Annotated in this window: 26 protein-coding genes and 1 tRNA gene; 9 read left to right on the top strand and 18 right to left on the bottom strand. The window is 41.8% G+C overall.

Going from position 1 to position 25,907, the window contains the following annotated elements; translation table 11 throughout:
- The first annotated feature begins 4 nt into the window (after positions 1–4).
- From tmk to QGN29_RS11885, 7 genes are all read left to right on the top strand, one after another.
- Positions 5–640, top strand: a complete 636-nt coding sequence (gene tmk / locus QGN29_RS11915; protein WP_310798093.1) for a dTMP kinase — start codon at positions 5–7, stop codon at positions 638–640.
- Positions 637–1,749, top strand: a complete 1,113-nt coding sequence (locus QGN29_RS11910) for a DNA polymerase III subunit delta' (protein WP_310798092.1) — start codon at positions 637–639, stop codon at positions 1,747–1,749. The genes tmk and QGN29_RS11910 overlap by 4 nt, the downstream gene beginning before the upstream one ends.
- Before the next feature lie 20 nt (positions 1,750–1,769).
- A complete protein-coding gene (gene metG / locus QGN29_RS11905) occupies positions 1,770–3,317 on the top strand; it encodes a methionine--tRNA ligase (protein ID WP_310798091.1) in 1,548 nt (515 codons plus the stop codon).
- 23 nt (positions 3,318–3,340) lie between these two features.
- Positions 3,341–4,168 carry a TatD family hydrolase gene (locus tag QGN29_RS11900; protein WP_310798090.1) on the top strand — a complete coding sequence of 276 codons (828 nt, stop codon included), beginning with the start codon at positions 3,341–3,343 and terminating at the stop codon, positions 4,166–4,168.
- Positions 4,165–4,935, top strand: a complete 771-nt coding sequence (locus QGN29_RS11895) for an MBL fold metallo-hydrolase (protein ID WP_310798089.1) — start codon at positions 4,165–4,167, stop codon at positions 4,933–4,935. Before QGN29_RS11900 ends, QGN29_RS11895 begins: the two co-directional genes overlap by 4 nt.
- A gap of 60 nt (positions 4,936–4,995) precedes the next feature.
- Positions 4,996–5,814 carry a retropepsin-like aspartic protease family protein gene (locus tag QGN29_RS11890; protein ID WP_310798088.1) on the top strand — a complete coding sequence of 273 codons (819 nt, stop codon included), beginning with the start codon at positions 4,996–4,998 and terminating at the stop codon, positions 5,812–5,814.
- 166 nt (positions 5,815–5,980) lie between these two features.
- Positions 5,981–6,610, top strand: coding sequence for a dUTP diphosphatase (locus QGN29_RS11885; RefSeq protein WP_310798087.1), 630 nt, complete (start codon positions 5,981–5,983; stop codon positions 6,608–6,610).
- Positions 6,611–6,722: 112 nt separating this feature from the next.
- Here the strand turns inward: QGN29_RS11885 and QGN29_RS11880 are convergent, their stop codons facing one another.
- The 6 genes from QGN29_RS11880 to QGN29_RS11855 all read right to left on the bottom strand — a co-directional run bounded on the left by QGN29_RS11880 (position 6,723) and on the right by QGN29_RS11855 (position 14,595).
- Positions 6,723–6,962, bottom strand: coding sequence for a hypothetical protein (locus QGN29_RS11880; protein ID WP_310798086.1), 240 nt, complete (start codon positions 6,960–6,962; stop codon positions 6,723–6,725).
- A gap of 598 nt (positions 6,963–7,560) precedes the next feature.
- Positions 7,561–8,280, bottom strand: coding sequence for a hypothetical protein (locus QGN29_RS11875; RefSeq protein WP_310798085.1), 720 nt, complete (start codon positions 8,278–8,280; stop codon positions 7,561–7,563).
- Positions 8,281–8,337: 57 nt separating this feature from the next.
- The gene (locus tag QGN29_RS11870; RefSeq protein ID WP_310798084.1) at positions 8,338–9,060 is read right to left on the bottom strand and encodes a hypothetical protein; all 723 of its coding nucleotides are present in this window, start codon (positions 9,058–9,060) and stop codon (positions 8,338–8,340) included.
- Positions 9,061–9,109: 49 nt separating this feature from the next.
- Positions 9,110–12,226, bottom strand: a complete 3,117-nt coding sequence (locus tag QGN29_RS11865; protein WP_310798083.1) for a hypothetical protein — start codon at positions 12,224–12,226, stop codon at positions 9,110–9,112.
- Between the two features lie 98 nt (positions 12,227–12,324).
- Positions 12,325–13,944 carry an Ig-like domain-containing protein gene (locus QGN29_RS11860; protein WP_310798082.1) on the bottom strand — a complete coding sequence of 540 codons (1,620 nt, stop codon included), beginning with the start codon at positions 13,942–13,944 and terminating at the stop codon, positions 12,325–12,327.
- 267 nt (positions 13,945–14,211) lie between these two features.
- Entirely contained in the window at positions 14,212–14,595 is a 384-nt protein-coding gene (locus QGN29_RS11855) for a hypothetical protein (protein ID WP_310798081.1), read from the bottom strand.
- A gap of 215 nt (positions 14,596–14,810) precedes the next feature.
- Between QGN29_RS11855 and mazG the strand changes: the two genes are divergently transcribed.
- A complete protein-coding gene (mazG, locus tag QGN29_RS11850; RefSeq protein WP_310798080.1) occupies positions 14,811–15,614 on the top strand; it encodes a nucleoside triphosphate pyrophosphohydrolase in 804 nt (267 codons plus the stop codon).
- 84 nt (positions 15,615–15,698) lie between these two features.
- Here mazG and QGN29_RS11845 read toward each other — a convergent pair.
- From QGN29_RS11845 to QGN29_RS11820, 6 genes are all read right to left on the bottom strand, one after another.
- Positions 15,699–15,775, bottom strand: a tRNA-Pro gene (locus QGN29_RS11845).
- A gap of 67 nt (positions 15,776–15,842) precedes the next feature.
- Positions 15,843–16,358 (bottom strand): MerR family transcriptional regulator, encoded by a 516-nt coding sequence (locus QGN29_RS11840; protein ID WP_310798079.1) that lies wholly within the window; start codon positions 16,356–16,358, stop codon positions 15,843–15,845.
- Between the two features lie 66 nt (positions 16,359–16,424).
- A complete protein-coding gene (locus tag QGN29_RS11835; RefSeq protein WP_310798078.1) occupies positions 16,425–16,730 on the bottom strand; it encodes an integration host factor subunit alpha in 306 nt (101 codons plus the stop codon).
- Between the two features lie 126 nt (positions 16,731–16,856).
- Entirely contained in the window at positions 16,857–17,912 is a 1,056-nt protein-coding gene (gene plsX, locus QGN29_RS11830; protein WP_310798077.1) for a phosphate acyltransferase PlsX, read from the bottom strand.
- Positions 17,913–17,985: 73 nt separating this feature from the next.
- Positions 17,986–18,537 carry a YceD family protein gene (locus QGN29_RS11825; protein ID WP_310798076.1) on the bottom strand — a complete coding sequence of 184 codons (552 nt, stop codon included), beginning with the start codon at positions 18,535–18,537 and terminating at the stop codon, positions 17,986–17,988.
- Positions 18,538–18,542: 5 nt separating this feature from the next.
- Positions 18,543–19,100 carry a ubiquinol-cytochrome C chaperone family protein gene (locus tag QGN29_RS11820; protein WP_310798075.1) on the bottom strand — a complete coding sequence of 186 codons (558 nt, stop codon included), beginning with the start codon at positions 19,098–19,100 and terminating at the stop codon, positions 18,543–18,545.
- A 184-nt stretch (positions 19,101–19,284) separates the two neighbouring features.
- Here QGN29_RS11820 and QGN29_RS11815 point away from each other — a divergent pair, with 184 nt between their 5' ends.
- Positions 19,285–19,761: an outer membrane protein assembly factor BamE gene (locus QGN29_RS11815; RefSeq protein WP_310798074.1), complete on the top strand. Its 477-nt coding sequence runs from the start codon at positions 19,285–19,287 to the stop codon at positions 19,759–19,761.
- 313 nt (positions 19,762–20,074) lie between these two features.
- Here the strand turns inward: QGN29_RS11815 and QGN29_RS11810 are convergent, their stop codons facing one another.
- The 6 genes from QGN29_RS11810 to ribB form a co-directional block, all read right to left on the bottom strand.
- Positions 20,075–22,153 carry a sodium-translocating pyrophosphatase gene (locus QGN29_RS11810; RefSeq protein WP_310798073.1) on the bottom strand — a complete coding sequence of 693 codons (2,079 nt, stop codon included), beginning with the start codon at positions 22,151–22,153 and terminating at the stop codon, positions 20,075–20,077.
- Positions 22,154–22,391: 238 nt separating this feature from the next.
- Positions 22,392–22,889: a hypothetical protein gene (locus QGN29_RS11805; protein WP_310798071.1), complete on the bottom strand. Its 498-nt coding sequence runs from the start codon at positions 22,887–22,889 to the stop codon at positions 22,392–22,394.
- A gap of 11 nt (positions 22,890–22,900) precedes the next feature.
- On the bottom strand, positions 22,901–23,836 hold the full coding sequence (gene thiL / locus QGN29_RS11800; RefSeq protein ID WP_310798070.1) for a thiamine-phosphate kinase: 936 nt from the start codon (positions 23,834–23,836) through the stop codon (positions 22,901–22,903).
- 11 nt (positions 23,837–23,847) lie between these two features.
- A complete protein-coding gene (gene nusB / locus QGN29_RS11795) occupies positions 23,848–24,306 on the bottom strand; it encodes a transcription antitermination factor NusB (RefSeq protein ID WP_310798069.1) in 459 nt (152 codons plus the stop codon).
- Between the two features lie 12 nt (positions 24,307–24,318).
- A complete protein-coding gene (gene ribH / locus QGN29_RS11790; RefSeq protein ID WP_310798068.1) occupies positions 24,319–24,756 on the bottom strand; it encodes a 6,7-dimethyl-8-ribityllumazine synthase in 438 nt (145 codons plus the stop codon).
- Between the two features lie 15 nt (positions 24,757–24,771).
- Positions 24,772–25,896, bottom strand: coding sequence for a 3,4-dihydroxy-2-butanone-4-phosphate synthase (gene ribB, locus QGN29_RS11785; protein ID WP_310798067.1), 1,125 nt, complete (start codon positions 25,894–25,896; stop codon positions 24,772–24,774).
- Between the last annotated feature and the right edge of the window lie 11 nt (positions 25,897–25,907).

Below are 25,907 nucleotides of genomic sequence, written 5' to 3'. Positions count from 1 at the left end.
ACCAATGAACAAAGGGAAATTCATCACATTTGAAGGCGGAGAAGGGGCTGGGAAAACCACTCAGATTAAGCTTCTTCAGCAAAAGCTTGAAAATCATGGGGTACAGATTCTCGTCACGAGGGAGCCCGGCGGTACGCCTTCAGCAGAAAAGTTGAGAGACTTGGTCGTAAAAGGTGACCTTGATGATTGGTCAGCCATGGCTGAACTCTTGATCATAACTGCGGGTCGTTATGAGCATGTTCAAAACTTAATTCTTCCAGCACTTGAGAAAGGTGTGTGGGTTATCTCTGATCGTTTTTATGACAGCTCTGCAGTGTATCAAGGAATAGCAGGGGGATTGGGCTTAGAAAAAGTTAGACGTATTCAACAGGAAGTTCTCGGTAACTTTGCGCCTGATTTAACATTGGTCTTTGATTTACCACCCGCTGTTGGATTAGCCCGTGCCGGTAAAAGAGAAGCGGATACAGCGAGCGGTGAAGATCGATTTGAACGTAAAGGTAGTCAGTTCCATGAGAACCTCCGTCAAGGCTACCTACAAATTGCTGAAGCAGAGAGCCGATGCACGGCACTTGACGCAACGCAGTCAATTGATCAGATTCAGCAAGTTATTTGGTCAAAAGTGGAGACCCTATTGCCGTGACAGATTCGCCAGAAGACATACTTCATCCGCGTCGAACAATGTCCTTAAATGGACATGAAGAGGCAGAAAGACTATTTCTGGATGCATTTAATGAAGACCGTCTTCATCATGCTTGGCTCGTAACAGGGCCTAAAGGCGTTGGTAAATCTAGCTTTGCTTGGAGAGCAGCAAAATTCTTAATGGTACACGGACAGCAGAAGGTGGGGGGCGATAGTCTTTTCGGGGATGCCCTTCCTCCTGTGGTGCTTTCAACTCTTTCTGTTGATGCTGATCATGATACGGTTACTCGTATCCTAGCAGGTACACATTCAGATATAAATGAAATCATGAGAAGTCCCAATAAAGACACCGGAAAGATGCGCAAGGAAATCGTTATCGATGATATCCGTGCTCTGATTAATCAATCAACACAGACTAGTAGCGAAGGGGGTTGGAGAATTGCTATTATTGATTCTGTTGATGAATTAAATGTTTCTGCTGCTAATGCTCTTTTGAAGCTTCTAGAAGAACCTCCTGTTAAGACGATTTTATTCCTTGTCTCTCATTCTCCGGGTAAGCTGTTACCTACCATACGCAGTCGTTGCCGTGCTCTTAAGTTACAGCCTTTACCCATCGAGAGTGTTAAGGCCGTCCTTGCAGGCAAATATCCGAGTTTAAGTGTTGAGGAGATGAACGCGCTCTCTGTTCTCAGCGAAGGTGCACCAGGACAAGCCTGTAGTTATGCCGCATCGAATGCTCTCTCGCTCTATCAAGACATTATGAATATTCTTGGCCAGTTTCCTCGTATAGATGTACCAGCACTGCATAAATTTGCCGAAAAGTTGGCAAGCGTGAAAGCAGACGCAGACTATCATCTTTTTGTGGATCTTTTATATTTCATCCGGCAGCGATTGCTCCGCTATATGGCGACAGGTGAAGAGGTGACACCGGTTTCATCTAATGAAATCGCTATTTTTCATGACATATCAAGTAAATCAACACTTGATCAGCAGTTAGACCTGTGGGAAAAGACAATCGAATTAATCGGTCGAGCCAGTCGTGTGAATCTTGACCGTAAACAAGTAATTTTGAATATTTTCTCACAAATGGCGGCTCTTGTTTCCCGTTAACCTGTGAGTGGGAACAACAAATGTCAGACCAGAAGAATTTCTATATTACCACGCCAATTTATTATGTGAACGATGTTCCTCACATTGGCCATGCCTACACAACACTTGCTTGCGACGTTTTAGCCCGATTTAAACGATTAAGCGGCTATAATGTGATGTTTTTAACAGGCACAGATGAACATGGCCAAAAAGTAGAAAAATCTGCTCTCGCAGCAGAGATCCCTCCGCAAGAATTTTGTGATAATGTTTCTTCGCGTTTTAATGAGCTTGCTTCGGCAATGAATTTCTCAAACGACCAATTTATCCGTACAACCGAAGACCGTCATAAAAAAGCAGTACAGCATCTATGGAAAACTCTTGAGGAAAAGGGTTTCATCTATGCGGACAGCTATGCTGGCTGGTACAGTGTGCGAGACGAAGCATTTTATGCAGAAAAAGAGCTTATAGAGGGGGAGGGCAGTGAAAAACTAGCCCCCACAGGCGCCCCTGTAGAATGGGTTGAAGAGCCAAGTTATTTTTTCAAACTCTCAGCTTTTGAAGATCAATTGATTGAGTGGTACGAGACAAGCGAAGGTGCTGTGCAGCCCAAATCACGTCTCAATGAAGTAAAAAGCTTTGTTAAAGGCGGTCTAGAAGATCTCTCAATCTCACGCACAACCTTCAGTTGGGGCGTTCCTGTTCCTGGAAACGACAAACATATTATGTATGTCTGGATTGATGCATTGACTAATTATCTAACGGCCATCGGCTATCCAGATATGGAGAATGAGGATTATAAAGCCTTTTGGCCGGCTGACGTTCATATGGTTGGCAAAGATATTCTTCGGTTTCATGCAGTCTATTGGCCAGCTTTTCTTATGGCTGCTGATTTGCCTTTGCCTAAACGTGTCTTTGCACATGGTTGGTGGACTAATGAAGGTCAAAAGATCTCTAAATCTTTAGGAAATGTCATTGATCCTTTTGAGTTAATTGACAGTTATTCTCTGGATGCAGTGCGTTATTTTCTCCTACATGAGGTACCTTTTGGAAATGATGGGGATTTCTCTCGTCAAAGTTTTGTAAACAGGTCTAACGCGGCTCTTGCCAATGGTATTGGTAATTTTGCCCAGCGCAGCCTTTCCATGGTTCATAAGAATTGTGACGGAAAAGTACCGCAGCCAGGCGAGTTTACTGATGAAGATAAAGCATTTCTTGAAGGCCTTGATTCTGTTCTGGCTGAAATGACAGAACATATGGACAATCAGGCCTTTCATAAGGCTTTTGATGCGTTGTGGAAACAAGTGACCGCAGCAGATGGGTATATTTCTACCCAAGAGCCTTGGAAATTAAAGAAAGCAGATCCTCAGCGTATGGAAACAGTTCTTTATATTTGTGTTGAGGCAGTCCGTCAGCTTTCAATCCTTATGCAGCCGATCATGCCAGATAGTTGTGCTAAAATGTTGGACCAAATGTCCGTCTCAGAGCGTGGTTTTGATCAACTGGGTGTAAAAGGCCGGATGCAAGCTGGTACAGCTATTCCCAAACCTGAAGGTGTTTATCCTCGCTTTGAATTGCCTGCTGAAGAGTAATTTAGAGGGTCAAGAGAGTTACTATGTCAAAGCAAAAATATGGTTATCTAGTCGACAGTCATTGTCATTTAAATTACGGCGGCCTGAGTGAGCGATTAGAAGAAGTTTTAGCAAATGCAAAAGAAGCTGGCATTGGCTGCTTGATGGCTATTAATACTAAGATTAAGGAATATCCTGAGATTATTCACTTGGTGGAAAGCCATGATCATATTTTTGGCACTGTCGGAATTCATCCCCATCAGGCAGAAGAAGAACCCGATATTAAGCTCGAAACATTACTAGAACTTTCTAAGCATCCGAAAATTGTGGGCATTGGCGAAACGGGACTGGATTATTTTTATGACAATGCCCCTCGTGAAATGCAGCAGGACAATTTCCGAACGCATATCAGGGCCAGTCAACAAACAGGATTGCCAATTATTATCCACACACGAGATGCGGATGCGGACTGTATTTCAATTCTGCAAGAGGAGAGTAAAGCAGGGGGGGCGGTACCTGGTCTTATTCACTGTTTTACTGCGACACAGTCCCTTGCAGATGCGGCGCTTGATCTCGGGATGTCTATCTCTATTTCTGGCATTGTCACCTTTAAAAATGCAGGAGAATTACGAGAGGTTGTTAAAACGATCCCGCTTGATCGATTGCTTGTAGAGACTGATGCTCCTTTCCTAGCGCCAATACCGCACCGAGGTAAAAAGTGTGAACCTGCCTTTGCTGCGGATACAGCAAAATTCCTCGCAGACTTAAAAGGTATTGATTATCAAGACTTTATGGAGATTACTTCAAGTAATTATTTTACCTTGTTTCGCAAGGTGAAAGCGCCTGCTAGCTGGACTGAGGCCACCGGATGAGCGATCCAACCACTGTGACTATCTTAGGCTGCGGTACATCTAGAGGCGTTCCTGCTTTGCCAGAAGATTGGGGTCTATGCGATCCAAAGGAACCCTACAATAGACGTATGCGGGCAAGTATACTCATTCAAAAGGGTGATACGTCCATCGTTATTGACACAACACCCGATTTTCATCAACAGGCCTTAACAGCGGGCCTTCAACACTTGACAGCCGTATTACTGACACATGATCATGCGGACCATACTCACGGCCTTGACGATGTGCGAGGCTATGCCTACGCAAAAAAATCCACCATTCCTGTCTATATGAATGACGTGACTAAAGACATTATCACGGATCGGTTCTCTTATGCCTTTGAAGGGAAGGGAGGCTATCCTGCGATATGCGAATCACGAGGTATTACTTGTAATAAACAGTTTAAAATCAAAGATATAACGATATTAGCTTTTGAGCAAATTCATGGACGAATTAAGAGTCTTGGCTTTCGCATAGGTGACTTCGCCTATTCCACAGACCTAAATGCGCTGCCCGAATCTTCTTTTGAAGCTTTAGAAGGCGTTAAAACATGGGTTGTTGATGCACTGCGGCCAGACCCACATCCTACCCATAGTCATCTCTCGCAAACACTAGAATGGATAGATCGTGTTGGTCCTGAGCAAGCTTTTCTCACACACATGACAGGTGATATGGACTATCAATCTCTTATGAAAACTTTGCCTAAAGGCATATTTCCTGCTTTTGACGGCCTTAAAATTACCATATAGTCATTAGACTATTTGCCTTCGTTCTTTTTTACATTAGACTGTTAACCATAAGGAATGTAAATGACGCAAAAAAGCCCATGGGATCCACAAGAGGATAATCCGCAGAATTCTGCTGATTGGGATGATATGCGTGAGGGACTTAAGCCTCAAGATTTACATTATTCCAGAAAAACAGATGGCTTTAGGCAGGATCATGAGTCTCGTGCGCAAGGAGGCAATTTGGGACGGCTTCTTGTTTTTTTGATCGCACTCTCGCTCTTAATCGGGGGATTAGCGCTCGTGTTTCCTGAAACCAATTTATACGATTCATATTTATGGCGCGGCATTCTTGTAGCAGCCATTTTTGGAGGGGTCGCTGTCTATTGGTCACGGTCAAGTTTGTTTAGGGTTATGAAAAGTTTGGGCATATGGATCCTTATTATCGGAGGTCTCAGTATGTTTTATGTCTATCAATCTGATTTCTCTGGAAGATTTATGAGTGCCGTTGATCCATCTGGGGTATCCCGAGAGGATGGCACATTGGTGATACAAAGATCCATAGATGGTCACTTTTGGGTTAAATTATCAATTAATGGGCAACCCCTGAGAATGATGGTTGATACAGGGGCTTCTAATATCGTTCTAAGCCCTCAAGATGCTGAGGCTATCGGAATTAACTTGAATTCACTTGTTTATGATCGTTATGCAGATACAGCAAACGGACGCGTCAAATTTGCTAGAACACGTGCCAAAGTCATAAAAGTGGGCCAGATGACTTATTACGATGTACCGATTACCATCAATGGTAGTGAGATGTCTGGGTCATTGCTTGGCAATACTTTGCTAAATCAATATAGTTCCATAGAAATAAAGAAAAATTACTTATATCTGCGCCCCTAAACCAGTTGGATTCAGAGGAAATGAGATTGCCGCTGTGAATGTCATAGTGTGTATGAAACTCATTTACATCCCCATAATATTCAAATTTATAAAAGAATGATTTCTTCTTTTTTTGAGAATGATTTATACAGAAACTATAATGTTTAATAAGGGTAGGGTTATTACGATGAGCGCAGTTGAACAATTTAAGACCATGGCTGATCTGCAAGATCAAATTAATAGTAAAATCAGCAAAAGCTGGCGACAAAATGGGAATGAATGGTATCGAGCTATCTGGATTGAAGCCGCTGAAATGATGGACCATATTCACTATAAATGGTGGAAGTCAGGCACGATGGACCTAGAGCAGGTTCAATTGGAACTTGTTGACATTTTTCATTTTGCGCTCAGTGACTTACTTGAAAAACATGGTAATTCAGAAGAAGTCTCTGACTACCTTATGAAGGCCTGGAGTGACTTTAAAGGGGATGACCAAGCCCCTTTGCTTGCTGTTGAAGAACTTGCGCGTAGAACACTTGTCTCCATGGGATTTGATGCAGCCGCATTTTTTCAAACTATGTATAGCGTTGAAATGACACTTGATGACTTGTTCAAACTTTACGTCTGTAAGAATGTTTTGAATAGCTTTCGTCAAGACAAAGGCTATAAAGATCCGAATATTGTCTATCATAAAGTATTTGACGGCAAGGAAGATAACGAGCATCTCATGGACATCGCCAAAAAGATCTCGCCGGATCAAGTCGACTTTATTGAGCTTATCTATGCCGGCTTAGAAGCTATATATCCCAAATCATAAAATATATGGTTAGAGAGAGAAGTAATTTTGGGTTGCGAAATAACGGGTGACTGTGGTTCTAAGACGTCAGATTTTACCAGGGTAAGTATCTCACATGGTTCGTGAGCATCTTTTATGGTTCGAATTTCTCATTAGAGCTTTGCAAGGTCTCAAGTGTCTCGGCTATTACTGCCAATTGCTCTTTGGTCATATTCATCATGCGTTCCGTTAGATGCGTGTTTAATCGCATTTCTTCAAAGGTCGGCGAGTCGTATCTATTTTCTTTACGTAGAAATAAATAGATTATCAGGGCGAGTAAGATATTCGCGCTTAGCAACAGTGCAGCAATTATAAAAAGTAAATAAGCATCCATGTTACGATCTCCATAAGCTGTATAAAGAGATCGTAAACTGTGTTGCCGTAAGGTGCAATATACTTAATAGTTGGAACTAGCTTATTGTAATATATATAAGAATATGCAAATCCATAATTTCCCATAATATAAATTATGCGATTTAATACATTCCTATTCTAGTTCCTCATGGAAGTACCCTATCTTAGTATATTGATCCACCCCTCGCGCCATAGTTCCAAAAATACTCCTCGTAGAATTGATCGGGCTGTAACTCACATCCCTAAGCACGGTCCCAGGCTGTTCACTTTGAAACATATTAAGCGCCACGGGATTTTCCTAATATAGAAAATGTATGCTAAGATTATTTTTAAAGTCCATAGATTTACTAATGGAAAAAGGTGTAAAACACAAAATGTACGTCTGAATAGCAATGATAGTATCTCAAGATATACGAACTACCTGAGAAAATTATATTCCCTGAAATACAATCATTTGCTGAAGATATAGAACTCTACTTAATTGGATTTATGACCCTCTTCCTTATCTTCATAATATTTATGATTGTTTTACTCAGGTTGGGCTACCTCTAGTGAGGCCGTCCTTAAAAGAGCTATCGTTACTCAGTAATTGTCATATTGCTGATTGAATAGACAATATTCCCGTCCCTATTCCGCGCAAGCACACGATATGTACCGGGCTCAGGTGTTAAAGCACTTGCATAGCGAACACGTGAAGATTTTGCTGTTAACGGACCAACAAATTGAAATTTATAGGCTGGATTAGTTAGATAAAACCCTATGGATGTTTGGATTTTATCCAAATTAAGCCCGTTAATGAGAAAATTTGTCTCTTTTAAGGAGGTTTGAGTGACTGTATTGGGCGTTATTGTAGAAATACGAATGGGAATTTCGGGTGTTACTGACACAAAGTTAGTCGATGTAAGACGGTATTTTGTTTTTCCCTTACCAGTTGGTCCTAGAAGGATCGAAATAGTATAATCTCCTAGAGGTAATGGGGACGATAGAACATCAAACTGACTATACTCTTCAGGGTCACTAATCAGAACGCCTTCTGTTGGATAGACTTGACCAGTATCGAGTGACGTGAAAGTACCGCTTAATACACGAAGAGAACTTGGTTCTGCAGGTAAACCGTCGGCTAGAAAGCAAACCACATTCGTAGTGGTCCCTGCTTCAAAGGATCTAGGATTTAGTTGGGTTATGGCGACATCTTGGGTATCTTTTAGAGCTGTGTCATAGATGTTATTCTCAAGTTTATTGTCATTGATTTTAGATGTTACTACATGAATATGACTATTTAACTCATTGTTATTCATAGCTAATTCCTTATAAAAATTGAACTGACTCTTTTGTGTTTCAAAGAGCTAATAAAGTTAGTCAGCGGAAAGGGTTAAATTCGCCGATGAGAAAATCACATTACCCTCAGAGTTTTTTGCAAGAACACGGTAAGTGCCAGCTTGAGGTAGGATCGCCCCTGTATATCTAACACGTGCCGTCGACTCTGTGAGAGCGCCAGCAAATTGCAGTTTAAATCCAGGTTGGACGAGGTAGAAACCTGTAGATGTTTGAATTTTAGTGAGATTGCGTCCAGTTACCTGGAAAAGAGTAGATGTCAAATCCGATTTACTAACCATATTAGGGGTAATGGTAGAGATACGGGGAGCTATGGCAGGCTTGACAATGATTGAGAAGTCGGACGTCAGGCGATAGGTGTCCCCTACTTTACCGAATGGACCTAGAAGAATAGTCACTATATATTCATCTTCAGGTAAATCATTCGCGACGATTGCAAATTCTGTGTAATTTTCTGGATCATTGATAATGACTGTATCTGTTACGAAAACTTGTCCAGTAGAGGTGGAAGTATAAGTCCCGCCCAGTGATCGTAAAGTCCCCGCATGGGCATCTAATCCTGGCGGTACAGAACAGATGATGGTAGCAGAGCTGCCTTCATCAATGCTATCTGGATTCATTTCTGAAATTACAGCGTCTTGTGAACCATTTAAATCCTCTGTGTAGAAGATGTTCTCATAAGGATTGTTGTTAATGAGTTGCTTGATTTTATCTTTATTATTTAGATCGCTTGATATTGCCATGCTATGTCCTCGAAACTGGGTTTGAAAGATATGAATAAAAGATTTGGTCTCAAATTTTGGAATGTGAATAGGGATAACTCCCCCAGAAATATTGAGAAGATTCTGCTATGTCATCAACAATGATACAGACGGTTATATAGCTGTTCTTGGGGATGGCTTGCTCACTCAGTGTTATTATTTTTCGCTCTACCACAGCCATTGTCTGTAGTGTTACTTGTTTCAAAAGCTTTAAATGTGAGGGGTCAAGCGGGGTGTGATTATAATTCACACGACCCAAATAGACAGAACAGCTGACATTTTTTGCTTCAAAGAGTGAATTATTAAAGAGATGAATATTTAAATTTATTAGCCCTTCCCTAATTTCCTCATATTGTATGCTGCGGGTTAATGCTCTGAGTGTTTTATCAGCAGTGAAGGGAAAAGAGCGCATGCAGCGTACATCATATCTAGAAAAATGATCTTTCCATCCGGATCCTAAACTGCTGAGTTCTATACGACTTGTAACAACTAAGGCATGAGACTGCGCATGACGATAAACCAAGGGGGTAAGCGTATATTCATACTTTGAATCGCTCACTGTTCCTGAATGAAAGGTGATTGAAAATGATTGAGTTTCTGTGGCCTGTGCTGAAGAGTTATGAATAGTTGTCTTTGAATAATGTCCACCAAGATTTAATAACCCAAAAAGATTAAGTCCAAAGCCGCTATTAACAGAAATATCAAAACTGCGGCTTTTTTCTTTAGAAGTAGACGAATTTTCATCGTAGGTTAAACTCATCCCTCCTTGGGTATCAGAGGTTACCGTCATAGTGGAAGGAGTAAAAAGAAGCCCTTCTTCCTTATATCCAGGATTTTCTGTACCCACATAGGTTAAAAGACTACCGATTTCATAATCCTGATAATAACCAAGATCCTCTTGTTTTGCGTCAAGATTTTGCTGGCTATACCCAATTGGAACGAGCACTGTCAGATAATTAAACGGGGCATCATCTAGGGTTTTGCGATAAACAGGATATTCCCACAGATAAAAATCTGCGCCATACCCAGTCACAAGGTCGTAGCTGCTTAAATTTGAAACAGAATGGAGGGAAATATTCTTCGTATCACTATCCATGGTCATGTTGTGACCACCAAAATTTGCACCGACAGAATTTGTTAATGTTAGGCTTTCAGCTTTCCCAACAGAAGCACCGGCATTAAAACTGGCTTGCCAATTAGAGAGGGTTGAGTGCGAAAGCCCTTTCAGGGTCCCACTTGAGGAAGAGACATTAATAAGCGGCGCGGCTTTTTTGACATCGTCTTGGTAAGGTAATGCTCTATAGAGCGCAGAAATTTGAGTTAAATCAGTAGCATATGTAAGATTAGGTGTGCCGAGCAGAATGCTATCCCCAACAAGATCTGCTGTATGAAGGAAATAGTGCCCTCTTGATAAATCTTTTAATTTTGTCACGGCTGTCCCACTAGAGGAAGGAGAAAGCCAGTCGACAACAGAAAGGCCACTTACTTCTAGGCTATGCCCATCAGGAGACTGTAGTTTTTCAAAATTCATAGATGCATCTAAGGTCAAATTGATGCTTTTAAATTCAATAGAACCTGGTTTCGCGAGAGCTCCAGAGATATTGTTAAGGGCTGGTGGCTGTATGGGCACAACACTGCAACGAAGATTGATAGATTTTAGATCGAGCTTTAAGAATCCATCAGGCCCTGTTGTCAATGTTGTAAGGGGTTGAATTGATGTGTAGGTGATTAAGGGCATCGTCGAGTGAAAGCGTACATTCTTTGAAATTGCAAATTCAGAATCACAAATAACTCCGGATAAGTGATCGTGGGCATTCACTTTTGTAGAAGAATGGCCTTTAAATGTTTTGGTTTTAGCATCAAAAAGCAATATGCCTATTGTAACAATACTTATGTTTTCTTGTGTTTTTCTATGTTCCCCACTGATCCATGAGATAGGGAATAAAGAACATCTTTCATGAATAGCATGCCCAGTATAAGCCAATATAAATGTGGGGCCCTGCTCTGTCATGAGATAGGTCACTAGATGCTTACGTTGTTCAATGGGTATCAAGTTAATTAAACTATTTGTTTGTTTATTCTCATAACTGGTTATTTCAATGATCTTTGCAGAATGATCAATTTCGAAAAGCTTTATGGTGATGAGGTCACCTAATGGAGAGGTCATGCTAAGGGCAATTTGGGAAGATCCTGTGTTCTCATCATCATAGTAAAATTTGTCCGTGAAGAATTTAAGAGGATAAGTATTAGATGAAATCTTCAATTCAGAAAAATATTTGATGCTTAAAAAGGACTTATTCTCAATCAATTTTTGTTCTGGAATGGCATAGAGCGTTGTTGAATAAACATCAGCCACCCAAGAAACACAGGCAAATATTAAATAAGTAGTTTTGTAACTTGTAATTCTATTCATTAAAGCCACATCATAGGGTGCCTCTGAGTGAAACGGTAACGGAACCTTGAATGATGGGTCATTGAAATCATAGAGAATAGAAGCTTGCTTTCCTTTCTCTTTAGAGGTGCCGCAGTAAAACGACCGTGTTGATATTTCTAAGGACTGTAAAAGGTTTCCTTTTAGTATATCTTTAGAAAGCGGGCTTTCCTTCTCGATGCCTCCTATGTCTAGAGGTGTTTCGTTTAGTTGTAGCGGGGAAGAATTTTCATTGTGCTTCAAGATTTTAGAAAGAGATTGAGCCATATCAATATGAGAATGAGGGCAAACAACAAAGGCAGCATCAGTGCCAATGAAGTCATCTGTTCTTTTAACTTTTTTAAGGCTCTGTTTCCCTTTTGATTGAGAGAAGAAATATTGAGTATCGGTATCTAGAATGACAAATTGTTCCTTCCCTGGCTCTGAAGCAGCACAGGATTGTAAATCTGACACCCAGTGAGTGTTGGCACCGGCAACTCTAATTTCTGCGTCCCCAATGATAGTGCCCAACTCACTAACGGGGGCATAGGCATAGTGATCCAGAATTCCCGTTTTATCAAACCTTGGAAACAACAGAGCTTGAGACTGAGATTTTATTATAAGATCTCCTGCAGGAATTGGGGGGTAAAGCCCTTCATTATTCTGCATGTTGAGGATAGAATTTATCTTCAGTTGATCTTTTAAACTCTGTATTTTTGCGTTGAAATTTTGGGTCATATACATCTTCGTCACTAGAGCCGTTTCTCTATATAGTCGGCTTTATTAAAGGGGTTTCAGGGAGAGAGAGTATGAGGAACATCACGATAGCGCCTGACTTATGCCGTTACGAGGGCGGTCGCCAAATTTGAACGCCTTACACCATCAGAATCTAAAAAGGAAAATACAAAGCTTCGCTCTCCATGACTGATCACGTCGCCGCTGTGTCCGTATTGTAAGAAACGAATGACATGGGCAATTTCAGGGGTTGTCATAGTAGACCCGTCCGTCGCAGAAATTTCCAGATAGCCCCCCTTGTCCTCCATGACAAAGGTTTTCAGGCGTCCAGTCCAGGCTGAGGTCCATTGAATACTATTGCCTTCTCCTAGGGTGAGTTTTAATCCGTTAAATGTATCATAAAGGGCCTCTTCGCCTTGATTGAGAAGCCCAGAATAGTCAACTCTTATGGTTTTAATCGTGTTTAAATGTTCAATGGTATAGCCGTGATCAACATTAAAAAGACTAACCTGCTCTCCAGCGGAGTAGTCCGTATGATGGTCTGCCAAGTCAGCAACGGAAGTGCTGCGATCAAGATCAAGGGAGGCGGTAATTTCAGTATCAATTGAATAGTCTCGGCTTGTGGTTCGCTCTACAAAATCACCCGACAAGTCTTCTACAGAGTTTTCCTTAAGCGTGATGCTGTTCTCAAAATCTTTAATATTAGCGTCCGGTGTAAAGTAAGCAGTGTAAACTTTAGGATCTTTGGCATCCTGAACAAGGTTTGAAAGCTTACCATTTTCAGCAATTAGATCCGATATTTGAAAGCTATTTCCCACGTCTTCAGTGAATGTAAATCTTACTTGGGTCACTTCTCCTGTTGTCAGTTCTAGATCTTCTAGGCTGATCTCTAGAGCTGGTGTAAAGAGTACATTTACAGTGGCCGTTGCTTGCTCAGAAACTTCATCACCCTCAGCATTTACCATAGAAAAGGAAAAACGGCGGACATCTTCAGTTCCGCTTTCGCCGGTATGCTCATATTTTATAAAGCGGATGATATGATCCATCTCAGCAATACTAAGTGCAGACCCATCTTCTTTATAATAGCTTAAATGATCCCCTTTATCTTCAAGAATGTAAGTGTTAAGCCGGCCGTTCCAAAATCCGATCCAAGAGATTTTTTCCCCACTTCCAAGGGAAAGCCTCAGGTCATAAAAATTATTGTATACAGTTTCATCACGGCCATCATGAACGTTTGAATAGTTGATCCGAATAGAGGTTACATCCTGCTGATATTCAAATGAAAACCCATTTTCAGCATTGAATAAGCTTACTCTTTCCCCGTCCTTCGCAACCGTGTCATACCCAGACGACTCTTGAGGCGGTGTTAGAGTATCAAGGTCAATGATCCCCTTTTCTTGGGGCTGATCAGTCGTGAGGCTTTTAACATGCTCCCATTGTCTTTCAGCGTATGAAATTAACGCGCTTTTATCCAGAATAGCATGCTCAGGCCTTGAATTCGTTTGTAATAAGTGCTGAGTATTTTCGGAGTATCCAGCAGACTCGTTTTGGTCCCTCGTCACAGCCATATGATCAGCGGTATTTAGAAGGGCTCCATCGAATAAAAGTCTAGGCTCAAGAGCAATCTGTGTAACATTAGATTTTAATGGACTAACACTCTTTTCTTTGGATCTTTCTTTTGGAGAGACCTGCTCGCCACTTACTTCCTTAAAAATGCTCAAAACATACCCTCCATCAACACAGCGTTAAAGTTAATTAATAATCTCATGAGTGGTAGTATTCACAGCCAATAGGTGTATCGCAAGCGTAAGATTGAGAAAGGGAATGTTTTTCCCATAACCAAACGCTGCATTCTATATTGCGCAAAGTAAGGTGCATTTTGAGAAGAAAAATAATTGAAATAGCAAGCGCCACTGTGAGGAGACAAAAATAGTCTGTTCACTAAAAGAAAGAATCGGTGGTCATGTAATGGTTAAGATACCAAGAGATTATTGAGACTTGGAACTCATGGAATCCACTTCGTGGCCACAGGTTTTCTCAAGTGATTTAATGGTTCTTGAAACAGCTGCGATATAGGGGTGTTTATCTCTATATCCATTGTTTAATAAGTCGGCTTTTTGTGTGCGAAAGTTAACAAGCTGGTCTTTGCAACTTGCTTGAGGGTTAAGATCTGGGGCTTTACTCTTAGATTCGAGATTGAATTTCTCATACACAAGAAGGCGCAATTCTTTTAGTTCACGTTCGAGCTTACGAACTTTTTCTTCGAGCTGACGTATTTTTCTATCTTGATCTCGGTCGTCAATAGAAAGGGATGGCAGAGACATACTCAATGACATTAAGACAATAAGTGATGGGACTATGAGATGTTTCATCCTGCTCTCCTTTAATTAGCCTATGCTAATCCTATCAGATTTTCCGTGCAAGTTATTTTGAATGTCTTTATCAAAACGATAATCACTAATTTTGTCATTTATGTGCCGGTGTCTTTCTTCCTTCAATTGACTTTGATCTCTTATTGAAAGAATCGGACTTGACGACCTATGCGGGATCTTTATCCTCAGGTAAAAACGAGAGGATTTAAAAGCTCATGTCGCACACTATTGATGCTTTATTAGATATCATGACCAAATTACGAGATCCTGAAAATGGATGCCCTTGGGATGTTGAGCAAACATTTGAAACCATAGCGCCTTACACGATAGAGGAAGCCTATGAAGTCGATGAAGCCATTCGGGATGGTACAAAGGACGAGTTAAAAGATGAGCTGGGTGATCTCCTATTTCAGGTCGTTTTTCATGCGCAAATGGCCAAAGAAGAAGGATCTTTTGATTTCACTGATGTTGTAGCCTCCATCAGTGACAAAATGATCCGCAGACACCCTCATGTTTTCGCTGAAGACTCTAAACGAACTAGTGAAGAGCAAATCGAGGCTTGGGAAGTAACGAAACAAAAAGAGAGAGAAGCCAATCAAAGCAACAAGGCTGTGCATTTGAGTGCCCTTGACGGTGTGTCCTCAAGTCTTCCAGCATTGATGCGAGCACAAAAACTACAAAAACGCGCGGCCCGTGTTGGATTTGATTGGCCGGATACCAGTCATGTCTTGGATAAAATTCAAGAAGAATCTATGGAACTGTACGAAGCATACTCAAAAGATCAGGGTAAAAAGCGGATCGTGGAAGAATATGGTGATTTACTGTTCGTCATGGTGAATTTGGGCCGACATCTAGAGGTTGATGTTGAAACAGCTCTCAGAGATGCTAATGCTAAATTTACAAGACGCTTTCAGTACGTAGAGCAGAAATTGTCAGACCAAGGAAAAAGTCCAGAAACAAGTAGCCTAGAAGAAATGGATGCTTATTGGGATGAAATTAAGGCTTATGACAAGCAATAAAGTTATAAGAAGATTAAGAAGATTAAGAACATTCTGAATAATAAAAAAGGGTCTTCAACGATACCGATGAAAACCCCTATTTAATGGTCGGGATAGCCGGATTTGAACCGACGGCCCCTTCACCCCCAGTGAAGTGCGCTACCAGGCTGCGCTATATCCCGCCGTGGTATGAAAACTGTATACTGATCTGTTTACTATAGTGCAACAGAACTTTTCAAAAAGAACCAATTAATCCAGTAAATCCCGAATATTACTGAGCTCTACTAAGAGCTGCTTCATGGACTTTGAATGGGTAAAAGACGCGATCTCCTCGCTGTTATAAGCCGGTTCTTTCTTTGGATTGGGCGTATTTTCAGCGGCAGAGTTGCGCGGCGTGTTTGTTGGCTGGTCCAGATCTGTAGCGGGAGAAGTCTTGAAAGAAGGCACACGTTCGGTTTGAGGCTTAATATAGGGTACAGGCTCCACAGGTTGTTCATTGAGACATGCTGTGATTGTATCTTTAAGGCCTTGTTCTTTAAAGAGTTTCTGTACACCTCTGATGGTATACCCATCTTTATGCAATAGAATTTTAAGAGCCTCAAGAAGCCGAATGTCATCGGGCCGATAATAGCGTCTATTTCCCCCTCTTTTCATCGGTTTTATTTGAGGAAATTTTGTTTCCCAAAAACGCAACACATGTTGCTGAAGGTCAAGGAGTTCAGCAACTTCTGAAATAGTTCGATATGCTTTTTCTTTATGGGGCAAGACACACAACTTTCATCAAGTAAGCAAGCTACTCGAGACAACAGTATTTTTCATGGAAAAGTAAAATTAACGGCCTTTATTGCCTTCATTGATCTGATCTCTCATGACCTGACTGGGTCTAAACACCAAAACACGGCGTGGATCAATTGGCACTTCTTCCCCAGTTTTAGGGTTACGACCAATGCGACCATTTTTTTCACGCACCATGAAGCTGCCGAAAGAGGAAATCTTGACATTCTCTCCATCAACTAGACGATCAGAGATTTCATCAAGAACAGATTCAACCAAGGATGCAGATTCACTTCTAGATAGACCCAATTCATCATAGATCTTTTCTGTTAAATCAGCTCGTGTCAATGTTCTGTTGCTCATGGTGACGCCTCTCTCAACATGCGATTTCAATCAATAGAAAAAACTCTAATTGAAAAACATAAGAAAGTCAATTGCAGGCAATGAATATAAGTACTTAAGTGATTTACTTAGGGTGAAACTGTAACATTATTTCAAAGAATTCACGATTGCGAGCTCTTCAGAATCAGTGATTTCATTCAAATCGTTGCCGATTAGATTGGTAATATCATTCTGGGCCATGTCGCTGGCAACCATGAGTGCATTTGCAAATCCTACCCCGTTTGCACCGCCGTGACTTTTTACAACGAGACCATTTAACCCTAGGAAAACTGCGCCGTTGTGATGGTTTGGGTCCAAATGCTCTTTAAGATTGCTGATAGCACCTTTGGAAAAAATATAGCCAATTTTAGAGAGGATTGAATTTGAAAAAGCATTCTTAAGCAGTTGAGAAATGAATTTCACAGTCCCTTCTGCTGTCTTAAGAGCAACGTTGCCTGTAAATCCATCACTGACAATAACATCGAATTCACCCGACGTAACACCGTCCCCTTCAACAAACCCTCCAAATTTTAGTGGAAGGTGTGTAGCTTCTTTAAGAACCTCAGCTGCTTCGCGGATACTTTCTTTGCCTTTTAAATCTTCTACTCCGACATTTAATAGTCCAACGCTGGGATTGCTTAATCCAAGCACCGTCCGCGCATATGCAGATCCCATAATCGCAAATTGTACTAGATTATTCGCATCACACTCAATATTCGCACCAAGGTCAAGCATAACGCTCTCACCGCGAATAGTTGGCATTGGAGCACATAAAGCTGGTCTGTCAATATTTGGCATTGTGCGCAAGATAAATTTTGAAAGGGCCATTAAGGCTCCCGTGTTACCGGCTGAGACAGCCACTGCTGCTTCTCCCGCCTTTACAGATTGAATGGCAAGGGCCATAGAAGATTTCCTGCCCTTACGAAGGGCCTGAGAAGGCTTATCTATGGAAGAAACAACATCAACAGTATGTTTGTAAGTGACATTTTTTTCTATGCTGGGATACTCTGAAGTCACAGACTTTTTGAGCTTCTTCTCATCACCGAAAAGTAAAATATGAATGTTTGGAATTTGCTCAAGGGCTAATGCAATGCCTTCCAGAACGATATCTGGGGCATTATCGCCACCCATAGCATCAACTGCAATAGTAATTGATTTGGACACTCTTTTTACTCTCCCTTACAGACACACATAAATATAGTATCTATGGCTGACCATATAGATTTTTTCAGTAGCTTCAAGTTTTGTTCTTTAATTTTTCAAGTGCAGCAAATGGGTTAGGTTTCTTTTCAGGACCTTCGTTAATGCTGATTGCCTTTGATTTAATTTCTAAATCTTCGATTTCAATAGAACGAGCATAGGGATCAATATCCATTGAAATTGTTTGGATAAGGATTTCAGCAAGATCAATCTCGTTGCCCATCAGTTCATCATATTCGTCAAATTCAGGATCGAGATAAGCTTCGGCCTCATCCAATCGTGCAAGCTCTTCGCCGCCGATCAATCTTAAATTGAGATGGCTTTCAAAGCTAAGTTCAAAAGGCTCATGTGAAATCACGCAGATCTGAGAGAGTGTCGTTTTAATCAAACCTTCAAGTTTGATGCCTTCTGTCCTTCCTTTATCTTCTACAGTTACCTGTGCAAAAATCGAGTGAACTTCATGGACATGAAGCCTTTCTGCTATGGCCGTGAAATCAGTGGGATTGCAGTCTAAATGATATGTTCTTTGACCTGCTGATAAATCACCAAGGGGGACTAAAGTTGTTAAAGGGAGAATTGGTTGTTTCATGCTGTTTATCTTTTTATCAAATCATTTTCTTCAGATGTTAATGAGGGATACTCAAATTTATTCTGTGTGATGGTCTCAATTTTAAGAGAGAAGAGATATTTTGAGAGCGCAAGAATATGGAGCGCTAAGCGTTCTGCTTGTGCGTTTTCTTTCTCTCTATATACTTGCTCAAAGAGGGCTTCTGTCATGGCATCTAGAGGAGCATCGCTTTGGAGAGCTGCTTCATACATTTTTGCTGTAGAAAACCATCCAGCCGCCATTGATTTTACTTTTTTACCCACAGACATATCCCCGATGCCCATTTCTCTCAAATTTCTATCCATATCCATGACAAAAGCTTCTTGAAGAGCTCTAACCCGAGGGCTTTTAACCCCCTCTTCAGCAGCTATTCTGTTGATCACTAGAAACAGGTGCAGAACAATATTTTCAAACCGTCCTGTCACACTATCCTCAATGTTCAACTCTGTAAAATACAGCTCTTGGCGAGAGTGAGTAACAACTTTATTATATAATTCAAGTTGGGTAAGATCCCCGCGAATCCACTCTAGAATTTTTTTAATCATTTTTTATCTACTCTTAGGTCTTCACATTGCCACAGTTCCATGCAATATAGGGCAAATGAGGCTTTTTTCACGATGTCTCTCTGTTTGTAGAGGCTCTATCACGATCAAACACTGATAGCAATCATGAAAGCCATATGAAAACTGTTATAAAAGCACTTCTGGGTGTGTGCGGGGTAAGTTTACGATGAACGGAAAAATGAAACTGGTTGTTGCTATGACATTGATGGTCTCTCTGACTGCTTGTGGCCAGCGTCTTCAGACAAGAGGATATATCTTCGATAAGGAATTAGCTGATGCAATTCAGCCTGGTGTAGATAACAAACAATCTGTTCAAGCAACTATGGGTACCCCTACTCTTCTCGCGGCCTTTAGTGATCAGACTTGGTATTATGTCTCGACAAATGTTGAAGTGAAGCCACTATTCTTACCCACGCCGAAATGGCGCCGCGTTATGTCTGTTAGTTTTAACGAACAAGGTGTTGTAACGGGTGTCGAAAATTATGATCTCTCTCATGCGCGTGCAATTGACCCTGTCGACGACAAGACTCCTACGAAAGGTAAGCAATTAGGCTTCTTTCAACAGCTCTTTATGAACGTTGGACGCTTTTCGGGTCAACAGCCTGTTGGCGGCCCTGGCGGCCCTGGACCTAATGGGTCTTAAGCCTAGAGTAATTTAAATCTAATTTTGGAAACCCCGCTTAACATAGGCGGGGTTTTTTATTGCCCCCTAAACACAGTTTGGCCTTTCATCGGATAGAGTTATCTACTCATATAGAGTGCCCCTTCTTTGCAAGGAGTGGCCTTCCCTCGGATTTAGTGGCCGTTCTCTTATATAAGTAGCCTCCCTCGTATAAAAGTGGCCTCCCTCTCAAAGAGTGCCTGTTCTACGTTTTGACATCCCGATGAGCGTATAGGAAGTCGTAAAAAAAACGGCCCGTAGGCCGTTTCTTCTCATTCTTAGGATTGAAAGAGGATTAGTGAGCTAAGAATGCCAACAGTAAGAGCGCGACGATGTTCGTAATTTTAATCATCGGGTTAACCGCAGGTCCTGCTGTATCTTTGTATGGATCACCAACGGTATCACCAGTTACAGCAGCTTTGTGGGCTTCAGAGCCTTTTCCGCCATGGTTTCCATCTTCGATATATTTCTTCGCATTATCCCAAGCACCGCCGCCAGCAGTCATAGAGAGAGCAACGAAGAGGCCGCCAACAATCACACCGAGCAAGAGTGCACCAAGCGCTGCAAAAGCTTCTGCTTGTCCTGCTATGGCATTAATCACAAAATAAGTGAGGACAGGCGCTAGAATTGGAAGAAGGCTAGGAATAACCATCTCTCTGATTGCTTCTTTCGTAAGCAAATCTACTGATCTGGCATAATCCGGTTTGCTTGTGCCTTCCATGATACCAGGGTTGTTTTTGAACTGCTCTCGCACTTCTTCAACAACCTTACCACCAGCACGGCCAACAGCTGTCATACCCATTGCACCAAAGAGATAGGGTAGAAGTGCGCCAAGGAAGAGACCCACAACAACATAAGGATTAGAGAGATCGAAGTTAACAGTCATATCTGGGAAATATTTTTCCAAATCTGCTGTATAAGCCCCAAACAAGACAAGGGCAGCAAGGCCTGCAGACCCAATTGCATAGCCTTTTGTAACAGCCTTAGTTGTATTACCGACAGCATCTAGAGCATCCGTTCTTTCGCGAACTTCTTCATCTAAACCAGCCATCTCGGCAATGCCGCCAGCGTTATCTGTTACAGGACCATAAGCGTCTAGCGCTACGACCATTCCAGCAAGAGCTAACATAGCAGTGGCACCGAAACCTAAGCCAATGATCCCCGCCAATTTATAGGCAACGATAATTGCGACACAAATGAAAATTGCAGGTAAGGCTGTCGCTTCAAGAGATATAGCCAATCCTTGGATAACATTTGTACCATGCCCTGTTTCTGATGCTTTCGCGATCGATTTAACAGGTCTATATTCTGTAGAAGTATAATATTCAGTGATCCAGATAATAATCCCTGTGAGAAACAGGCCAACGAGGCCGCAGTAATAAAGATCTCTCCCTGAGACCATATCATACAAGTTAGAATTCATATCGCCGCCCAAAGCCCAGCTCATGGCGAACCACATAACAACTGCTGAGAGAACTGCTGTTACAATAAATCCTTTGTAAAGGGCACCCATAATGCTGTTGCTTGATCCAAGCTTCACAAAATATGTACCAATAATTGAAGTGATGATACAACTACCGCCAATGATTAAGGGCAGTTCCATGATTTGAGAAGCACCATTTGAGATCAAGAGAGCAGCAAGAACCATTGTTGCGCCGATCGTCACGACATAGGTTTCAAACAAGTCAGCGGCCATACCAGCACAGTCACCAACATTATCACCTACATTGTCTGCGATTACTGCAGGGTTACGTGGGTCATCCTCAGGAATGCCTGCTTCGACTTTTCCGACTAGGTCTGCACCGACATCAGCCCCTTTGGTGAAAATACCACCGCCAAGTCGTGCAAAAATTGAAATCAAAGATGCCCCAAAGCCAAGTGCCACAAGAGCGTCAATAACAGAACGGCTTGTGCCGTCTAGGCCCAAGATTACGGTCATATAATAATAATAGCCTGCGATCGCAAGCAAAGCGAGTCCAGCCACAAGCATGCCCGTAACAGCACCAGATTTGAAGGCCACGTCTAAACCACCTTGTAGGCTGGTCCGTGCAGCTTCGGTTGTTCTGACATTAGCCTTAACGCTGATAATCATACCGATGTATCCAGCGACACCAGATAAGACAGCGCCAATAATAAAGCCAACAGCAGACAGTGATGACAGTGTTACAAATAAGATTGCAGCAACGATCACGCCTACAATAGCGATAGTTTTATATTGACGATTAAGATAGGCTTGAGCGCCTTCTTGAATTGCTCCAGCAATTTCTTGCATTTCAGCACTACCAGCACTGGCAGATAAGATTGAGCGTCGAGTTACAATACCATAAATTACAGCTAACAAGCCACAGATAATCGCGGCGATTAAAACAGTCATAGAGATTTCCCCCTCTATACAATGATTAGTACAAAGATGGCCGTTTTACTGACTTAGACGTCTGCAAACGCACTCAAAACAAACTCTTAGACGGTCAAAACGACCACTACAAAACACATGGTCTCCCTCCCATGTGATAGTCAAACTCTAACAGTTTAAAGAGATTTTACAAGCTCTTATAAATAAAGGCCATCCTGCAGGACAGGATAGCCTTGAATTTAGCCTCGAATAAGGTGTTTTAAGGAATTCTGTGACTGTTATGGATGACAACATTATGAATATATTTATCATTAACAACAGTTTTGGCGGCTCTTGTGAGCACTTCAGATGCTCGGGTAACATCCAATCGGTTACTCTTATCTAACATTAACTCGTTCTTATAAAGTGCACTTAGAAATGCTTGTCTCATCTCTAATTTTAAACTGGCCACATAGCCAATATGTTCAGGCTTCACAAGAATTCTAATGTCTAAGAGATAGCTCCCTGCTTCATAGGGTTTGCCGCGCCTTTCAACATAAACGGGCGCCGTCATCTTATCGATTTCAATGAACTCATAGTTTATTGGATCAGGAACCTCTTCTTCTTCCACTTCTTCGACATTTGCGCTTTGAGGCTGTTGTCCTAGGAAAAAGAAAACACCGCCCCCGCCAGCAGCGATCCCAATAATAATGCCGAGAATAAGTAAAATCTTACTACCACCACCGTCTTCTCCAACATCATCGTCTTTATCTGACATAACCCACTCCTTTAAAAATGATTAAACCCACTTTTACTATAAGATAAAATTGTTTCGTCTTTACCGACTATTGTAACGCCCTGATCGTTTTTGACCAGCCCAATTTTATGAATGGGGGTTGAGCAGTGACGATCATGGTAGCTGAGCATCTCTTCCTCTTTACTAGGATCAACAGTAAAGACGATTTCATAATCATCACCCCATGTGAGGATTTCCTCCAAATTTGGAGTGTTAATCAATTCATTAACAGGGATATCTTCAGCCTTCAAATGAGCCCCAACTGAAGAGGCATCGACAATATGACCTATGTCTGCCACTAATCCATCTGAGATATCTGCACTGGCAGAGGCATAGTTGGAAATTAAAGAGATTAGGTCCATACGCGGTTGTGGTCTCAAATAAGTCTGCTCAAGGTCAGCATTTTTCGCAATTTCTTTTCTGAAAGATTTTAGACCGTAGCAAGCCCCGCCTAAACTGCCCGAGACATAGATGTGGTCCCCTGCTTTAGCACCAGACCGTAGCGGCGCATCGACATCAGCTTCGCCGATCACAGTGACACTGAAGGTTAAGTCTTTATTTGTCCTGACTGTATCCCCACCAAATAACTGGCACTTAAAAACCGTTTGTGCGCAGTCAAGACCATGTGCAAAGCTTTTAAGCCAGTCTATGGTCGGCATGGCCGGTAGTCCAAGGCCTAGAAGATAGCCTTTTGGTTTCGCCCCTTTTGCGACCAAGTCAGAAATGTTAACAGCCAAGGCTTTCCATGCTAAATCTTCAGCGTTCGTATCCGGCAAAAAGTGGATACTTTCGACAAGCATGTCCTTAGAGAGGACGACCTTTTTCGATGGAGAGGGGCAATAATGAGCTGCATCATCTTTTAAACCGACGCCTTCTTTACCCGCAAGGGGAGCAAAATAAGTCTCGATAATATCAAATTCTGATGGCATAGAACCCTTTGCTAGCTTCTCACTGTCTTTCCGATTTTATCGAGAACGCCGTTCACGAATGAAGCTTCTTGGCGTTCACAGAAGGCATGTGTTACATCCACATATTCTGTTATGATGACAGCTGTTGGTACATCTGGACGTGCAGAAAGTTCATAGGCTCCAGTAAGCAAAATAGCGTGTATCAGTTTTTCTAAGCGATCTGTAGACCACCCGTCTTTAAGAGAGCTACCGATGAGAGAATTTAGTTCTTCAGCTCTATTCCATGTGCCTTCTACGACATCAGAAAAGAGCTTTTCATCTGCCTTTGCAAATTCAATTCCTTCAATCTCTTTACCTAATCGATGTTTCTTATACTCATCGATTGTAAGAACAGCATTGGGCTCTTCAGACATTAACAGTTGGTATGTGGCCTGAACAGCTGCTAAACGTGCTGCACTTCTCGCCCCACCAGATTTATTTTTTTGCGCCATGATTGGTCACCCTTATACTTTGAACTCAGATTTTAATGCAGCCATTCTAAGTGCTGCATTGGCGGCATCAGCGCCTTTGTTTTTTCTTTTACGGTCCGCTCTTGCCCATGCTTGTTCATGATCTTCTACAGTAAGAATGCCGTTACCCACAGCCATATTATGGGTAATTGCTAATTCTTGAAGGGCGCGTGCACTTTCGCCGCAAACATAATCATAATGGGATGTTTCACCGCGGATAACAACGCCCAAGGCAATGTAGCCGGCATACACTTTAGCTGTTCCAACATCAGCAAATTTCATTGCAGCTGGAATTTCTAAAGCACCCGGTACAGAAAGTCTCTCATAAGTAGCGTTATTGGCTTCTATGGCTTCTATGGCCCCTTGAACCATTTCATCGGCTAAATCGTCATAAAAACGGGCTTCAACAATAAGATAGTGATTTAAAGACATAACCTGTTTCTTTCGTTATTCTGACGGAATGGCACGCCATTCTTTAATATCCAATCCATAGCCATCAAGTCCGATTACTGTCGAAGGCGTATTGGAGAGTAAAGTGAGATGCTTAATCCCTAATTCTATCATGATTTGAGCACCATGCCCAATATTGCGGACAACATGTTCTTGTTTGGCTGAAATGCCGCGTTGCTTTTCATTTCTTGAAGCCATGAGAGCTGAAGGATGACCGCCATATTCACCAGGGAAAATGACAATGACACCCCGCCCTTCTGATTCAATAACATTCATGCAAGATTGCAACTGTCCCGAACGTGGTGAATTCTCTCCAAATAAATCTTCAAAAGGATTATGAACATGCATGCGTACTAAGCAGGTATCTGTTTCACTAAGATCACCATAGATCAAAGCAGTTGCTTCCTTATGGTCTGCCTTTGTTTTATAGGCACGTGCCGTCCATTCATTCCCGCTATGACGCACAAAACTGGTTTCATCAGCGAGATCAATCATATTGTCGTGCTTTAGACGGTAGGCGATAAGATCTTTAATTGTTGCAATCTTCAGGCCATGCTCTTTTGCATAAGTGATGAGATCAGGCAGACGCGCCATTTCGCCATCATCTTTCATAATTTCACAAATAACAGCCGATGGATTTAGCCCAGCCAGTCTTGATATATCTACAGATGCTTCTGTATGCCCTGCTCTCACAAGAACACCGCCGTCCCGAGCCATTAGTGGGAATATATGCCCTGGGGTGGCGAGATCCACAGAAGATTTTTTTTCATCGATTGCAGTTAAGATGGTATGAGATCGGTCAGCAGCAGAAATACCAGTAGTTACCCCTTCACGGGCTTCGATGGAAACAGTAAAAGCTGTATGATGACGCATATCATTCTTATAACTCATCATATTCAATCCGAGCTTATTGATCCGTCGTTCGGACATCGGCAAGCAAATTAAGCCACGGCCATAGCGTGCCATAAAGTTTACGGCTTTAGGCGTCGCAAATTCTGCTGGAATGATTAGATCCCCTTCATTTTCACGGTCTTCATCATCCACGAGGATATACATCTTGCCGTGACGGGCATCTTCAATAATTTCTTCAATGGAAGACAGTTGGAACTCAGTATTTGGCATTTTTTTTTACT

It is taken from the genome of Temperatibacter marinus (assembly GCF_031598375.1).
Classification (GTDB): domain Bacteria; phylum Pseudomonadota; class Alphaproteobacteria; order Sphingomonadales; family Kordiimonadaceae; genus Temperatibacter; species Temperatibacter marinus.
The sequence above is the reverse complement of the archived record's forward strand: the minus strand, read 5'-3'. Positions and strand labels throughout refer to the sequence as shown.

Coding starts and splice junctions, on each gene's coding strand:
- QGN29_RS11880 (WP_310798086.1), bottom strand. CDS start 6,962: ATGGATGCTTATTTACTTTTTATAATTGCTGCACTGTTGCTAAGCGCG.
- QGN29_RS11810 (WP_310798073.1), bottom strand. CDS start 22,153: ATGACTGTTTTAATCGCCGCGATTATCTGTGGCTTGTTAGCTGTAATT.
- nusB (WP_310798069.1), bottom strand. CDS start 24,306: ATGGCGCAAAAAAATAAATCTGGTGGGGCGAGAAGTGCAGCACGTTTA.
- QGN29_RS11895 (WP_310798089.1), top strand. CDS start 4,165: ATGAGCGATCCAACCACTGTGACTATCTTAGGCTGCGGTACATCTAGA.
- QGN29_RS11820 (WP_310798075.1), bottom strand. CDS start 19,100: ATGATTAAAAAAATTCTAGAGTGGATTCGCGGGGATCTTACCCAACTT.
- QGN29_RS11870 (WP_310798084.1), bottom strand. CDS start 9,060: ATGGCAATATCAAGCGATCTAAATAATAAAGATAAAATCAAGCAACTC.
- ribH (WP_310798068.1), bottom strand. CDS start 24,756: ATGTCTTTAAATCACTATCTTATTGTTGAAGCCCGTTTTTATGACGAT.
- QGN29_RS11890 (WP_310798088.1), top strand. CDS start 4,996: ATGACGCAAAAAAGCCCATGGGATCCACAAGAGGATAATCCGCAGAAT.
- QGN29_RS11865 (WP_310798083.1), bottom strand. CDS start 12,226: ATGACCCAAAATTTCAACGCAAAAATACAGAGTTTAAAAGATCAACTG.
- metG (WP_310798091.1), top strand. CDS start 1,770: ATGTCAGACCAGAAGAATTTCTATATTACCACGCCAATTTATTATGTG.
- QGN29_RS11875 (WP_310798085.1), bottom strand. CDS start 8,280: ATGAATAACAATGAGTTAAATAGTCATATTCATGTAGTAACATCTAAA.
- QGN29_RS11805 (WP_310798071.1), bottom strand. CDS start 22,889: ATGTCAGATAAAGACGATGATGTTGGAGAAGACGGTGGTGGTAGTAAG.
- QGN29_RS11825 (WP_310798076.1), bottom strand. CDS start 18,537: ATGAAACAACCAATTCTCCCTTTAACAACTTTAGTCCCCCTTGGTGAT.
- ribB (WP_310798067.1), bottom strand. CDS start 25,896: ATGCCAAATACTGAGTTCCAACTGTCTTCCATTGAAGAAATTATTGAA.
- QGN29_RS11900 (WP_310798090.1), top strand. CDS start 3,341: ATGTCAAAGCAAAAATATGGTTATCTAGTCGACAGTCATTGTCATTTA.
- QGN29_RS11835 (WP_310798078.1), bottom strand. CDS start 16,730: ATGAGCAACAGAACATTGACACGAGCTGATTTAACAGAAAAGATCTAT.
- QGN29_RS11885 (WP_310798087.1), top strand. CDS start 5,981: ATGAGCGCAGTTGAACAATTTAAGACCATGGCTGATCTGCAAGATCAA.
- QGN29_RS11815 (WP_310798074.1), top strand. CDS start 19,285: ATGAACGGAAAAATGAAACTGGTTGTTGCTATGACATTGATGGTCTCT.
- QGN29_RS11855 (WP_310798081.1), bottom strand. CDS start 14,595: ATGAAACATCTCATAGTCCCATCACTTATTGTCTTAATGTCATTGAGT.
- thiL (WP_310798070.1), bottom strand. CDS start 23,836: ATGCCATCAGAATTTGATATTATCGAGACTTATTTTGCTCCCCTTGCG.
- tmk (WP_310798093.1), top strand. CDS start 5: ATGAACAAAGGGAAATTCATCACATTTGAAGGCGGAGAAGGGGCTGGG.
- mazG (WP_310798080.1), top strand. CDS start 14,811: ATGTCGCACACTATTGATGCTTTATTAGATATCATGACCAAATTACGA.